Here is a 13,345-nt window from a genome sequence, read left to right on the forward strand (position 1 = left end):
AGTGTGCGTTAGTGAGTAATCCGCTCAATTTAAAGATCGATCCGGAGAAGATTCAGGAAATCCCGATGGTTGACCTGGCTTTTATGGTTCTGAAGGCGGCGAATACGCCGTATTATTACCGTGACCTGATGAATGAGGTGGCCAAGCTTCGCGGCTTTACGGAACAGGAAATTAACGAAACGATTGCCCAGTTATATACCGAGATCAATATAGACGGACGTTTCGCATGTGTAGGTACGAATCTGTGGGGACTAAAGCGCTGGTATCCGCTGGAGAAGTCCGAAGATCCGATTGCGAACGCCAAACGTCCGCGGATCATCAATGATGAAGACGACGATGACGATGACTTCACGGATGAAGAGGATACCTATAGCGGTGACGATGCCGAAGAGGATTTCGACAGCATCGACGAAGAAGACGATGATCACGACGATCTCTTCCCGGATGATGACGATGCCGACGATGATGTAGATGAGGACGTTGTTCTGGATGATGACGAATTGGATGACGAAGATGCGGATTCCGAGGAAGAAGATCTGGAAGAGGAAGAATTTGAGGAAGACGACAGAGATTAATCTGTCATTCCGCTCGGAATTTAAGCCAGTCCGCATGGTTTATGACTCTGTTTTACGATGTCGGCCGATTGGGGAATTTTGAGGTTGGTTCTTCTCTTGACAAGCAGACAAGGCACAGAGTAAACTATTGCTTGGGCTTATGATTGTGGATTAAATATGTTTAATATAAAAGTGCCCCGTTATTTATTCGGGGTCACTTTTTTTGTTTTTAAGGCTCGGAAAGTGTAAACGACGCTAGCTTCCGGGCCAATATAGCAAGACCAAGATTCAGATATGCAGAGTAAGAAGATGTATTGGAATCGCTCGCCCTGAAGCCTCATAACGTTATGCCGTACCGGCAGCCCGATGGGGATCATTTTAGCGTCAATATATGCGGTTTGTAATAGGTCGGAGGTCAGCTCGCTCACCATTATTGGAAGCGAGCGATGTTTTTGTTGGTCCCTCTGATGAATCAGGGGAAAACGGGTTAGGATAAACATCATATGTCGCCTGAAGTTATGGAGATTATATAGGAGGGTTTTTAACAGTGACAAAGTATATTTTTGTAACAGGCGGAGTCGTGTCATCTCTAGGTAAGGGAATTACCGCCGCTTCGCTCGGCAGATTGCTTAAGAACAGAGGGCTCAAGGTAACGATTCAGAAATTCGATCCGTACATTAATATAGATCCGGGCACCATGAGTCCTTACCAGCATGGCGAAGTGTTCGTTACTGACGACGGTGCGGAAACCGACCTGGACCTGGGACACTATGAGCGCTTCATCGATATTAACCTGTCGAAGAACAGCAATGTGACAACAGGAAAAGTATACTCTTCTGTTATTAGCAAGGAACGCCGTGGAGAATATTTGGGCGGCACCGTGCAGGTTATTCCTCATATTACGAACGAGATCAAGGAGCGCGTATTCCGTGCGGGCCGTGAAGCGGGTTCGGATGTGGTCATTACCGAAATCGGCGGAACGGTTGGCGATATCGAAAGCCTTCCTTTCCTGGAGGCCATCCGCCAAATCAAGAGCGATGTTGGCCGTGAGAACGTGATGTATATTCATGTAACCCTCATTCCATATATTAAGGCAGCCGGTGAAGTGAAAACGAAGCCGACGCAGCACAGTGTAAAAGAACTCCGCAGCATCGGCATTCAGCCGAATGTCATCGTGTGCCGTACGGAGCATGAGCTTTCAACCGAGATGAAAGCCAAAATCGCGCTCTTCTGCGATATCGACCCTAACGCGGTCGTAGAATGCCGCGACGCGTCCTCCCTGTATGAGGTGCCGCTGAATCTGCGCGATGAAGGCCTGGACGAAATTGTTGTCAATCATCTGAAGCTGACGACTCCTGCGCCGGATATGAGCGAGTGGGAAGATCTGGTGGAGCGCGTCTCCAAGCTGGAGAAGACCGTTGAGATTGCGATTGTCGGCAAGTATGTCGCGCTTCATGACGCCTACCTCAGCGTAGTAGAATCCCTGTCCCATGCCGGCTTTGATGCCAATGCCGACGTGAAGATCCGCTGGGTGAACGCCGAGGAAATTACGGCGGACAATGTGGAAGAGACGTTGAACGGCATCGGCGGTATTCTGGTACCTGGTGGATTTGGAGACCGGGGGATCGAAGGCAAGATCAGCGCGATCCGTTATGCCCGCGAGCACAACATTCCATTCTTCGGTATTTGCCTTGGCATGCAAGTGTCGGTGATCGAATATGCCCGTTCGATCGTAGGTCTGAACGGTGCGAACAGCTCCGAAATTGATCCGGCTACCGAATATCCGGTTATCGACCTGCTTCCGGAGCAGAAGGATATCGAGGATCTTGGCGGAACGATGCGCCTTGGCCTTTATCCATGCAAGCTGGTTCCGGGATCGCTTGCGGAGTCCTGCTACCAGGACGAGCTGGTTTACGAAAGACATCGTCACCGGTACGAGTTCAACAACCAATACCGCGAAGATATCGAGAAAGCGGGCCTGCGTATTTCCGGTACTTCACCGGACGGACGTCTGGTCGAGATCGTGGAGCTGCCAGGACATCCTTGGTTCCTCGCCGTGCAATTCCATCCGGAATTCACTTCCCGTCCGAACCGTCCGCAGCCATTGTTCCGTGAATTTGTAAAAGCCTCGATCCAGCATCAGGCATAATTGGGAAGAGCCTCTTTTTTGAAGAGGCTCTTTTTTTGCGTGCAAATTCGTTTGTCGCTGCGTGAAGGGTGGAGCTGAGGTCCGGAATCCCTGTCCAGCGCTGTCGATTTCGGATGCAGCCAATTCGCGATCTTTTTTTCTTACTTTTTTTAGGACAGGAAGGAATTCGACATCTACAGGCGAATACAAATAATGGCCGGTTTATGGGAAAGTTAGGAACTTTCGAGTTTGCATATACTCATTGTACGATTTAAGTATCGGGAGGTTGGAAGGATGAGCAAACAAAGCAAACACAAAGTGCTGATTGTGGATGACCAGAATGGGATCCGCATCCTGCTTGTAGAAGTGTTCAGCAGTGAAGGATATGAGACGTTCCAAGCGGCGAACGGCAAGGCTGCCCTTGAAATCGTGAAGATGCATGCCCCGGATTTGGTGCTGCTGGATATGAAAATTCCTGGAATGGACGGGCTTGAGATTTTGAAGCATATTAAACAGATGAATCCGGACATTAAGGTGATCATGATGACAGCCTATGGAGAGCTTGACATGATCAAGGAAGCGACCGATCTTGGAGCGCTGATGCATTTTACCAAACCCTTCGACATTGACGAGATGCGGCAAGCCGTCAACATGCAGCTGAAAGGGACCGCGAACAACATCGGTTGAATGATGAATTCTGCTCAAGGGGCGGAATTCTTTTTTTTGCCAGAATGTGAGTTCCTTCGCAGCAATTTAGGAAATGCTTGTTTAGTATTTATGACGCGATGTGGTATAATAAGTCCGTATGTTATATCGGCTAAAAACCATAGACAAACTAAGCATCTATAGGAGGATGAAACCATGCCATTAGTATCAATGACAGACATGCTGAACAAAGCACTCGAAGGTAAATATGCTGTTGGTCAATACAACATCAACAACCTGGAGTGGACATATGCAATTCTTGAAGCGGCTGAGCAAGAGAAATCGCCGGTAATTCTCGGTGTTTCCGAAGGCGCAGCTCGTTACATGGGTGGATTCAGCACCGTTGTACACATGGTAAAAGGTTTGATGGAGGACCTGAAAGTTACAGTTCCTGTTGCCATTCACCTTGACCACGGTTCAAGTGTTGAGAAATGTAAAGAAGCAATCGATGCAGGGTTCACTTCGGTTATGATCGATGATTCCCACAGCCCGATTGAGACGAATATTGCAACAACGAAACAAGTGGTTGAGTATGCTCACGCCAAAGGCGTTTCCGTTGAAGCCGAAGTCGGCATGGTCGGCGGACAAGAGGATGACGTTATCGGCGACGTAATGTACGCGAAGCTTGACGACTGCGTGCGCATCGTGAACGAGACAGGCATCGACACATTGGCGCCTGCGCTTGGTTCTGTCCATGGTCCTTACAAAGGCGAACCAAACCTTGGGTTCAAAGAGATGGAAGAGATTCGCGATGCTGTGAAACTTCCGTTGGTGCTTCATGGCGGTACGGGCATCCCGACGCATGACATCAAGAAAGCTATCTCCTTGGGTACTTCCAAAATCAACGTTAACACCGAGAACCAAATCTCGTTCACCAAAGTTGTTCGTGAAGTGCTTGCCGCTAAACCGGAAGCTTACGATCCGCGCACATTCCTGAAACCAGGCCGCGAGGCAATCAAGGAAACCGTTGTCGGCAAAATCCGTGAGTTTGGTTCCAACAATCAAGCTTAGTCACCCGTAACACACAAAAGTCGCTTGTAGCCTTCGTGGCCGCAACATGACGATAGGAATCACCTAAGATATTTTAGGCTGTCTTATGCTGCATACAATGAAATGGAAAGCACACCGCATAGCCGGTGTTTTTCCATTTCATTTATTAAGTTATCAAAAAGCGCAAGCGGATTGTGAGGCTTCACAACCGGATAATCGCTACGAAAACGAACGCTTATTGCGTCTGTCATCCTTTAGGAACGTCGATACGACGTTTTTCTTGTATGACGGGCATCAGAACCATTTCCGGCTGCGAAGTGATGTAGGGGGAACCGAAAGCTTATGGAAAAATTGATGATCAGCGGTGGACGCCCACTGCGAGGTGCTGTAACAATCAGCGGTGCCAAGAACAGTGCTATTGCGTTAATTCCCGCCGCAATCCTGGCGGAATCGGAAGTCGTACTTGATAATTTGCCGCTTCTCAGCGATGTGGCTGTTTATGCTGAGATCCTTGAGGAATTAGGCGGGCAAGTTTCATGGGAAGGCAATCAGATGAGAATAGACCCTTCTGATATCAAATCCATTCCGATGCCTAACGGACCCGTCAAGAAACTGCGCGCGTCCTACTATATGATGGGCGCCATGCTTGGAAGATTTAAAGAAGCCGTGATCGGCCTGCCGGGCGGCTGTAATTTTGAACCTCGTCCCATCGACCAGCACATCAAGGGCTTTGAAGCGCTTGGCGCGACCGTGACCAATGAACACGGCTCGATTCACCTGCATGCCAAAGAGCTGCGGGGCGCGAAGATCTACCTCGATGTAAGCAGCGTAGGTGCAACGATTAATATTATGCTGGCGGCTGCCAAGGCCAAAGGCTCCACAATTATCGAAAACGCGGCGAAAGAGCCTGAAATTATAGATGTTGCAACACTTTTAAATTCCATGGGAGCTGTCATTAAGGGCGCCGGAACGGAAACCATCCGGATCGAGGGCGTGACCGAGATGCATGGCTGCCGACATTCCATTATTCCAGACCGGATTCAGGCCGGTACATATATGATTGCTGCCGCAGCTACGCGCGGCGATGTTCTGATTGACAACGTCATCCCGAAACATCTTGAGGCCCTCACGGCCAAGCTGATCGAGATGGGTGTGGGCATCGAAGAGCTGGACGAAAGCATTCGCGTGATTGGTAAAGACCGGTACCAGCATGTGGATGTGAAGGCGCTTATATATCCTGGATTTGCAACGGATTTGCAGTCACCGATGACCAGCCTCCTTACGCAAGCAGAAGGCGTCAGCGTTCTCAGTGATTTTGTATATAGCAACCGATTTAAACATGTTCCGGAGCTCGTTCGCATGGGGGCCAAAATCCGCGTGGAGGGACGCTCTGCCATCATCGAGGGCGGCCCGCTGAACGCAGCCAAGGTCAAAGCGACCGATCTGCGCGCGGGTGCGGCTCTTGTCATTGCGGGACTGACGGTGCCTGAAGGGATAACGGAGGTAAGCGGCGTGGAATTCATCGACCGCGGCTACGACCATCTCGTTTCCAACTTGCGTGAGCTGGGTGCCGACGTGTGGCGCGAGACCGAAGAAGAGTGACTTTTTTACCAAAATGAGGGAAATGTGTGGTGGAAACTGCATATCTCCCTCTGATTTGGGTAATGCTCCTAGTAAAGCACTCATAGACTAATAGACTACATGACAGCAGGGAACTGCTGCGACAGAAACAAATAATTGAATAGGTGGTTATTGAATGGATTTACAAATAGCCGATTTGGAAGGCATGAAGCTGACGGATCTGTATAAGCTGGCCAAGAAGTATCAGATTCCTTATTATGGCCAGTTGAAGAAAAAAGAATTGATATTTGCCATTCTCCGGGCACAGGCCGAACAGAGCGGCTTGATGTTCATGGAGGGCGTACTCGAGATTTTGCCGGAAGGATACGGTTTTCTTAGACCGATCAACTATTTGCCGAGCACGGAGGATATCTACATTTCGGCCTCCCAGATCCGCAAATTCGATTTGCGGACCGGAGATTTGGTTTCGGGCAAATGCCGGACGCCGAAAGAGAACGAACGATACTTCGGGCTGCTGCAGGTCAACGCCGTGAATGGCGAGAATCCTGCCGTCGCAGCGGAACGATTACACTTCCCAGCCTTGACTCCTCTATATCCGCAAGAAAAGCTTGTTCTTGAAACATCCCCTAATCAGTTGTCAACCCGAATTATGGATCTGCTTGCACCCGTAGGTTTAGGACAACGCGGTTTGATCGTGGCACCGCCAAAAGCAGGGAAAACGCTCCTCTTGAAAGAAATCGCCAACAGCATCTCAACCAACAATCCAGAGATTGAACTGTTTGTTTTACTCATCGATGAACGGCCTGAAGAAGTGACGGATATGCAGCGTTCCGTTAAGGGTGAGGTGGTTGCTTCTACTTTTGACGAGCTTCCGGAGAACCATATCAAAGTAGCGGAACTGGTATTGTCGCGCGCCTTGCGGCTGGTGGAGCATAAGAAGGACGTGGTTATCTTGCTGGACAGCATCACCCGTCTGGCCCGTGCGTACAACCTGGTCATTCCTCCGTCCGGCCGAACGCTGAGTGGCGGTATTGATCCTGCGGCATTCCATCGTCCGAAACGTTTCTTCGGATCGGCTCGTAACGTGGAGGAAGGCGGAAGTTTGACGATCCTGGCGACAGCCTTGGTTGAAACCGGATCGCGGATGGATGATATCATTTATGAGGAATTTAAAGGCACAGGCAACATGGAGCTGCACTTGGACCGCCGCTTCGCGGAACGCCGTATTTTCCCGGCGATCGATATTCGTCGCTCCGGTACCCGGCGCGAAGAGGTGCTGCTGAACAAGGATGAACTGGATACCATTTGGGCGATCCGCAAAAATATGAACGACTCTGCCGATTTTGTGGAAGGCTTCCTTAAAAAAATGCGTGATAGCAAGAATAACGCGGAGTTCTTGGCATCATTTGACGTGAATGCCAACAACGGCGGCGGAACCGGGACTCAGGGCCAGACAGCCAGACGTCCATCGCGTGCATCTGCGGCGACGGCCCCTCAGAGCTAAGCCCTGAATCAACCGGAGAATAGGAGATCAACATGTATTTGGTTTATGCAGATGAACAAGGGAATGTATACGATCATTCCGAGCTGTTCGGGCTGGCCCGCAGCGGAGATATGATCGTCGAGATATTGGAAGATGAATTGATACCTTTGCCGGAAGGGGCTACGCTGGTCGGACTGCCGAGCACCCGTGCGATCGGAATGGATCCGGAGACCGGTGACATGATGCCGCTTGAGGACGGATATACGGCTGTCGGAGCGCTTCTGCCGCAAGGCTACACTCGGCTCTGCCTGCCGGGGTACGTGAAGTCGGACAAGGAGTATAAGCTGCCGCTGTTCGGTTACTCGGCGGTCGTATGGAAGGATGGCGCTTTCTATACGACGGCGCGTTTGTCCGACGATCCCGAGAAATGGAATCCTGTGAATTGTGACCTGGATGACCTTGAGCATGGGGTTAAGACGCTGAAGGAGAAGTATCCGGAGAACCGGCTCTACGAACATCTGTCTAACTGTGCGCTGGGATACGAGTGCCTGACGGCGTCCAACACCTTCCTGAATCGCTGGGAAGGCGCGGTTCCCGTGTCTTACTCCTGCAATGCGGGCTGCTTCGGTTGCATTTCGGAACAGCCGGATGACAGCGGCTTTGTCTCCCCGCAGACGCGCATGAACTTCCGTCCGAGAGTGGATGAGCTGGTGCAGGTCATGCTGGAGCATCTGAAGACCCCGGAGTCGATCATCAGCTTTGGCCAAGGCTGTGAGGGCGAACCCTCCACCCAGGCGAAGATCATTATAGAGGCTATGCGAGAAGTCCGGGCACAGACCGACATGGGTTACATTAATATTAACACCAATGCGGGACTGACCGATTTTATCCGCGGTATCGTGGATGCGGGTCTTGATCTGATGAGAGTCAGCACGATCAGTGCATTGGATGCCCATTATAACGCATACTACAAGCCAAGAGGCTACACGCTCGCTAATGTGGAGAAATCTCTTCGTTACGCAACGGATCAGGGCGTATATACATCCATTAACTATCTGATCTTTCCGGGCGTGACCGACCGCGAGGAAGAGCTGGAAGCGATGATCGAGTTTGCCCGGCGCACGGGACTGAAATTGATTCAGCTTCGCAATCTGAATATTGACCCTGAGAGCTATCTTGGCCTCATCCCGCCTGCGCAAGGCGAGATTCTCGGAATGAAGCAGGCGATCGAGATCATGCAGGAGGAGCTGCCGGATGTGGTGATCGGCTCCTATACGCATGTGCCCCCTGCTGGACAGGCGAGACCGAAAAAGCGGCCTTCGATTATATAACTTGCACGGTCTCGAATGTGCTAAAAATAGGGTGTAGTTCCAATTGCGGACTTGTCTGATGATTTGTGTATGGACTATTGCGCATTCAATTTGCTCGTGCTATACTCCTTTTATGTGTCCATATAACTCTGGGTCCGCATGAGGCTCAGGGCGGAAAGAGGTGAAAGCTACAATGAAACAAGATATTCAACCGAAATATCACGTTACTACAGTTACTTGTGCTTGCGGTAATACGTTTGAAACAGGTTCTGTGAAACCCGATCTTCGTGTAGAGATTTGCTCGAACTGTCATCCGTTCTTCACAGGTAAACAGAAATTCCTGGATGCTGGCGGTCGTGTTGATAGATTCAAGAAGAAATACGGTATCTAATAAACAAACCCTTCGCCCTTGTGGCTGGAGGGTTTTTGTCTGTCTGCAGGGCCGATGGAGTATGCAACTTCTTCCGTCGGTTGCTTTTTTGGTAGCCATGCGATATACTAAAGTTCGCCGTGCTAGACGGGGAGGTAGCGGTGCCCTGTAACTCGCAATCCGCTGTAGCGAGGTTGAATTCCTGTTAGAGGTGTTGTCGATGTGAGGCTGGTCCCTGCGCTCAACGTTGACGGTTGGGTCCTCCGCAATGAGCACTTGTGAACCTGGTCAGGTCCGGAAGGAAGCAGCCATAAGCAAGACCGCTTTTGTGCCGGAGGAGTGCCTAGCCCGAGTTGCTGCTCAGGATTGCCGCTCGGATCGCAATGATCAATAACAGGTGCACGGTATACATATCTGCACATAACACCTTTGCCTTTGGCAAGGGTGTTTTTTGTCCAGGCGGGATTCTAAATTGGAGCGAATGCTTCACGTGAACTTTGGATAAAGTTTTCCAAGTAAACGTTTTGCTAAGGCAGGGGAAAGTAGTATAGAATGTAGTATAATATAACCGTTGACTCATGCCGTTTAGGCTGGGATTGACCATGAATATAACTTGTAAAGCACGTGAGGATTAGGCTTTGGTGTTAGCCTTGGATTTCCTAATCTTCGCGAAGTGGAAGTTGAAAGAGGGTAAAGCATAGTGGAACATATCGCGTTATATCGAGCTTGGCGACCACAGTCGTTCGGCGACATGGTGGGCCAGCAGCATATTATCCAGACCCTGCAGAATGCCATTCGCGAGCAGCGGGTTTCCCATGCCTACCTGTTCAGCGGTCCACGGGGTACAGGCAAGACCAGTGCCGCTAAAATTTTGGCCAAAGCCGTGAACTGCGAGCATGGTCCGGCTGAGGAACCCTGCAATGCATGCGAGGCCTGCCGGCGCATAACGTCCGGAGCCGTCATGGATGTCCAGGAAATTGATGCGGCATCCAACCGCGGCGTCGAGGAAATTCGTGATTTGCGGGAGAAAGTCAAATACGCACCGACCGAAGTACGGCGCAAGGTTTATATTATTGATGAAGTACACATGCTGACGACGGAAGCGTTCAATGCCTTGCTGAAAACGCTGGAGGAGCCGCCGGCACACGTGATGTTTATACTAGCGACAACAGAGCCGCACAGGCTTCCGGCAACGATTATCTCACGCTGTCAGCGGTTTGACTTCCGTAGGGTGTCCCTGGAGGAACAAACCGGACGTCTGGAGCAGATCTGCGGGGAAGAAGGCATTACGGCTGAGCATGAAGCGCTGCAGTATATTGCGCGTCTATCGGATGGCGGTATGCGGGATGCTTTGAGCATTCTGGATCAGATCGCTTCCTTCACTGGAGGTACCGTATCTTACCGGCAGGTCATGGACATGACGGGAGGCATTGCCTCAGAGCAGTTTGGCCGTCTGGCCGGCGCCGTGAAGCAGGGGGATGCCGGGCTGGTCCTGCAGATCGTGGAGCAATTCATGCAGGAGGGAAAAAGCGCAGATAAATGCATGGAGAATCTCCTGTACTATTTCCGCGATTTGCTTATGATCAAGATGGTTCCCGATGCCGACAAGCTGACTGATCGGGTTTTGAACCCGGCCGAGTTTCAGGAGATGGCAAATGCCTTCAGCCGGGATGAGCTGTTTCAAATGATTGATACGCTCAACCGTTATCAGAGTGAGATGAAATATGCCTCGCAGCCGCAAACCCTGTTTGAGGTGGCACTGCTCAAGCTTTCCGGCATTACCCAATCCGGGGGCGGGTCCGCAGCTGCCCATTCTACGGCCGATGCGGGAGAACTGGCTCAGCTGAAGCAGCATGTAGCCGCACTTGAGAAAAAGCTGGAACGTTTGATTCAAAACGGTGTTCCTGCATCGAATCAACGCGAACCGGCCAAGTCTACCCGAACACCTGCACCGAAAGCAGCTTCAACGGCCAAGATTCCGCAGCATATGGATCAGTATGTATCCTCCCGGACCGGAGAGGATTATACCGCTGTACATCGGCAGTGGGCCCAAATTCTGCAGAACGTGAAAGAGGAGAAGGTAACGGTTCACGCATGGCTGATGGATGGTGAGCCCGTATCCGTATGGGAAGACAAGGTTCTTGTCGCTTTCAAAAACAACATCCACCGCGAAACCACGGAGAAACCTGCCAACAAACAGGTGATTGAAGGGGTTCTTGAGTCTATGCTCGGCAAGCCGTACCATCTGGTGACCATGATGCTTCGCGACTGGAATGATGCGGTAGAAGGAGTAGGCAAGCCTCAGGCGGAAGAGCTTAAGCTGGAACATGAAGAAGCTGATGCCGGTGGAGAAAAACCATGGATTGATGAGGCGATCCAGCTGTTTGGAGAAGACCTCGTTGTCATAAAAGACTAGCGCGTCCCTACGTGCACCCTATTATAAGGAGAGATGAATCATGAATAATATGAACCAAATGATGAAGCAAGTGAAAAAGATGCAGGAGCAAATGCTGAAGGCGCAGGAAGAGCTTGCTACAAAAACCGTTGAAGGAACTTCCGGCGGCGGCGTGGTTACCGTAGAAGCGAATGGCCATAAACAAATTTTGTCCATCAACATCAAGCCTGAGGCGGTTGACCCGGATGATGTGGAAATGCTGCAGGATCTGGTGCTGACTGCGGTTAACGATGCACTTGCCAAGGCTGAAGAAATTGCGAACGCCGATATGGGCAAATTCACAGGCGGCATGAAAATCCCGGGCTTGTTCTAAACTAACCTAGAAGGAGTAGTTACATTTGTACTATCCTGAACCGATCGCGAAGCTCATCGATGCCTTTACGCGACTGCCGGGTGTGGGGCCGAAAACGGCCGCCCGCCTGGCTTTTCATGTTCTGAACATGAAGGAAGATGACGTTATTGATTTTGCCAAAGCGCTAGTCAGTGTCAAAAGGAATCTGCACTACTGCTCCGTCTGCTGCAACATCACGGATACGGATCCATGCCGGGTATGTCAGGACAAGACTCGGGATGCTTCGATCATCTGCGTTGTACAGGATGCGAAGGATCTGGTGGCGATGGAGCGCACGAAGGAATTCGAGGGCTACTATCATGTCCTCCATGGGGCCATATCTCCGATGGAGGGGATCGGGCCGGATGAAATCCGTCTGAAGGAGCTCCTCACGCGCTTAAGTGACGAACGAGTGAAAGAACTCATTTTGGCGACGAACGCTAATATCGAGGGGGAGGCAACGGCGATGTACATATCGCGCCTGGTCCGTCCCTTTGATATTAAGGTGACTCGTATTGCCCATGGACTGCCGGTTGGCGGTGACCTGGAGTACGCAGATGAAGTGACTTTATCCAAAGCGCTTGAAGGTCGAAGAGAACTGAACTGATATTATTGATCCCTGCAGCATTTGATTGAAATATGAAAGCAACATAAGAACGAGCATCGGAAGCGATTCTGATGGCTCGTTTTTTGTTTGCACATTTCTAGGCCAAGAAAGTAGAAATTGAAAGTATTCTTATGGTTCTAAGTTTGTCCCTCTCTCGATATGAATGTTACAGACGGTCTTTATAAGGGCAGGTTAATCATTCATATTCGTAGGGAGTGAAAGGAATGAAGATATGGTGGAAGTCGAGGAAGAAAGAAGAGGAAACGTATATCACGGCAGAGGAGCAAGAACGGATGTGGCATGTCTTCCTGGACGTCCAGAGATCCCAGATGGAGTGGGAGCGGGCGCACTTGCTGTTCCAGGAGGCTACGGGACAGGATCAGATCGATTATGCGATCTACATGTTGGAGGCGGCAGAGCGCAAATACCAGATGAATCTCAAACAGGCCAAGCAGCTTAATCTGGATGGAGCAAGGATGCAGTATATCGAGCAAAAAAGGGAGAACGGTTAACCGAGAGTTGATTGATAGGATTCCTATTGACCTTTGAAGGAGGAGTATCTATGAAATTGATTGTGCTTGGCGTACTATGCATATCGCTCTTGCTGCTTATCTATGTTGTGTTTAGAAAGAAGCTCGGGCTGGGATGGCTAACTGTATTCGGGGCGCATCTGGCCCTTTCGGCTGTAGCTATCTATGTTGTGAATTTCACCGGATTAGCAGCTGAAGCGTATATTCCTCTGAATCCGATGACCATAGGAACGGTCATGGTCCTGGGCTTGCCGGGTGTGGCCCTTCTTATCGGTTTAAAATTTACGATATTAGGTAGTTG

Annotated in this window: 13 protein-coding genes and 1 other RNA gene (1 of these 14 running past the window's edge); all 14 read left to right on the forward strand. The window is 50.4% G+C overall.

Features of this window, described 5'->3' with window-relative positions; genetic code table 11:
• The first annotated feature begins 11 nt into the window (after positions 1–11).
• Positions 12–575 carry a DNA-directed RNA polymerase subunit delta gene (gene rpoE, locus GYMC10_RS00650; protein ID WP_012818381.1) on the forward strand — a complete coding sequence of 188 codons (564 nt, stop codon included), beginning with the start codon at positions 12–14 and terminating at the stop codon, positions 573–575.
• Between the two features lie 526 nt (positions 576–1,101).
• On the forward strand, positions 1,102–2,703 hold the full coding sequence (locus GYMC10_RS00660) for a CTP synthase (RefSeq protein WP_012818383.1): 1,602 nt from the start codon (positions 1,102–1,104) through the stop codon (positions 2,701–2,703).
• 273 nt (positions 2,704–2,976) lie between these two features.
• Complete coding sequence (locus GYMC10_RS00665; RefSeq protein ID WP_009595517.1) at positions 2,977–3,369, forward strand: response regulator; 393 nt, start codon at positions 2,977–2,979, stop codon at positions 3,367–3,369.
• Positions 3,370–3,543: 174 nt separating this feature from the next.
• Positions 3,544–4,398, forward strand: a complete 855-nt coding sequence (gene fba / locus GYMC10_RS00670; protein WP_012818384.1) for a class II fructose-1,6-bisphosphate aldolase — start codon at positions 3,544–3,546, stop codon at positions 4,396–4,398.
• Positions 4,399–4,719: 321 nt separating this feature from the next.
• Entirely contained in the window at positions 4,720–5,979 is a 1,260-nt protein-coding gene (locus tag GYMC10_RS00675) for a UDP-N-acetylglucosamine 1-carboxyvinyltransferase (protein WP_012818385.1), read from the forward strand.
• A 154-nt stretch (positions 5,980–6,133) separates the two neighbouring features.
• Positions 6,134–7,462: a transcription termination factor Rho gene (gene rho / locus GYMC10_RS00680; protein ID WP_012818386.1), complete on the forward strand. Its 1,329-nt coding sequence runs from the start codon at positions 6,134–6,136 to the stop codon at positions 7,460–7,462.
• Positions 7,463–7,494: 32 nt separating this feature from the next.
• On the forward strand, positions 7,495–8,772 hold the full coding sequence (locus tag GYMC10_RS00685; protein ID WP_012818387.1) for a radical SAM protein: 1,278 nt from the start codon (positions 7,495–7,497) through the stop codon (positions 8,770–8,772).
• 172 nt (positions 8,773–8,944) lie between these two features.
• Positions 8,945–9,142 (forward strand): 50S ribosomal protein L31, encoded by a 198-nt coding sequence (gene rpmE, locus GYMC10_RS00690; protein WP_006207505.1) that lies wholly within the window; start codon positions 8,945–8,947, stop codon positions 9,140–9,142.
• 117 nt (positions 9,143–9,259) lie between these two features.
• Positions 9,260–9,526, forward strand: an RNA gene (gene ffs, locus GYMC10_RS31680) — signal recognition particle sRNA large type.
• A 295-nt stretch (positions 9,527–9,821) separates the two neighbouring features.
• Positions 9,822–11,537, forward strand: a complete 1,716-nt coding sequence (dnaX, locus tag GYMC10_RS00695) for a DNA polymerase III subunit gamma/tau (protein WP_012818388.1) — start codon at positions 9,822–9,824, stop codon at positions 11,535–11,537.
• Positions 11,538–11,577: 40 nt separating this feature from the next.
• The gene (locus GYMC10_RS00700) at positions 11,578–11,889 is read left to right on the forward strand and encodes a YbaB/EbfC family nucleoid-associated protein (RefSeq protein WP_009595540.1); all 312 of its coding nucleotides are present in this window, start codon (positions 11,578–11,580) and stop codon (positions 11,887–11,889) included.
• Positions 11,890–11,914: 25 nt separating this feature from the next.
• Positions 11,915–12,514 carry a recombination mediator RecR gene (gene recR, locus GYMC10_RS00705; RefSeq protein WP_009595539.1) on the forward strand — a complete coding sequence of 200 codons (600 nt, stop codon included), beginning with the start codon at positions 11,915–11,917 and terminating at the stop codon, positions 12,512–12,514.
• A 224-nt stretch (positions 12,515–12,738) separates the two neighbouring features.
• On the forward strand, positions 12,739–13,026 hold the full coding sequence (locus GYMC10_RS00710) for a hypothetical protein (protein WP_009595542.1): 288 nt from the start codon (positions 12,739–12,741) through the stop codon (positions 13,024–13,026).
• Positions 13,027–13,076: 50 nt separating this feature from the next.
• On the forward strand, positions 13,077–13,345 hold the 5' portion of the coding sequence (locus GYMC10_RS00715; protein ID WP_012818389.1) for a pro-sigmaK processing inhibitor BofA family protein. 1 nt of this gene lie beyond the right edge of the window; 269 of the gene's 270 nt are visible here — the first part of the coding sequence; the start codon lies at positions 13,077–13,079; its stop codon straddles the right edge of the window (only 2 of its three bases are visible, at positions 13,344–13,345).

Source organism: Paenibacillus sp. Y412MC10, from assembly GCF_000024685.1.
Taxonomy (GTDB): domain Bacteria; phylum Bacillota; class Bacilli; order Paenibacillales; family Paenibacillaceae; genus Paenibacillus_AQ; species Paenibacillus_AQ lautus_A.

Coding starts and splice junctions, on each gene's coding strand:
- GYMC10_RS00665 (WP_009595517.1), top strand. CDS start 2,977: ATGAGCAAACAAAGCAAACACAAAGTGCTGATTGTGGATGACCAGAAT.
- fba (WP_012818384.1), top strand. CDS start 3,544: ATGCCATTAGTATCAATGACAGACATGCTGAACAAAGCACTCGAAGGT.
- GYMC10_RS00675 (WP_012818385.1), top strand. CDS start 4,720: ATGGAAAAATTGATGATCAGCGGTGGACGCCCACTGCGAGGTGCTGTA.
- rho (WP_012818386.1), top strand. CDS start 6,134: ATGGATTTACAAATAGCCGATTTGGAAGGCATGAAGCTGACGGATCTG.
- GYMC10_RS00685 (WP_012818387.1), top strand. CDS start 7,495: ATGTATTTGGTTTATGCAGATGAACAAGGGAATGTATACGATCATTCC.
- rpmE (WP_006207505.1), top strand. CDS start 8,945: ATGAAACAAGATATTCAACCGAAATATCACGTTACTACAGTTACTTGT.
- GYMC10_RS00700 (WP_009595540.1), top strand. CDS start 11,578: ATGAATAATATGAACCAAATGATGAAGCAAGTGAAAAAGATGCAGGAG.
- GYMC10_RS00710 (WP_009595542.1), top strand. CDS start 12,739: ATGAAGATATGGTGGAAGTCGAGGAAGAAAGAAGAGGAAACGTATATC.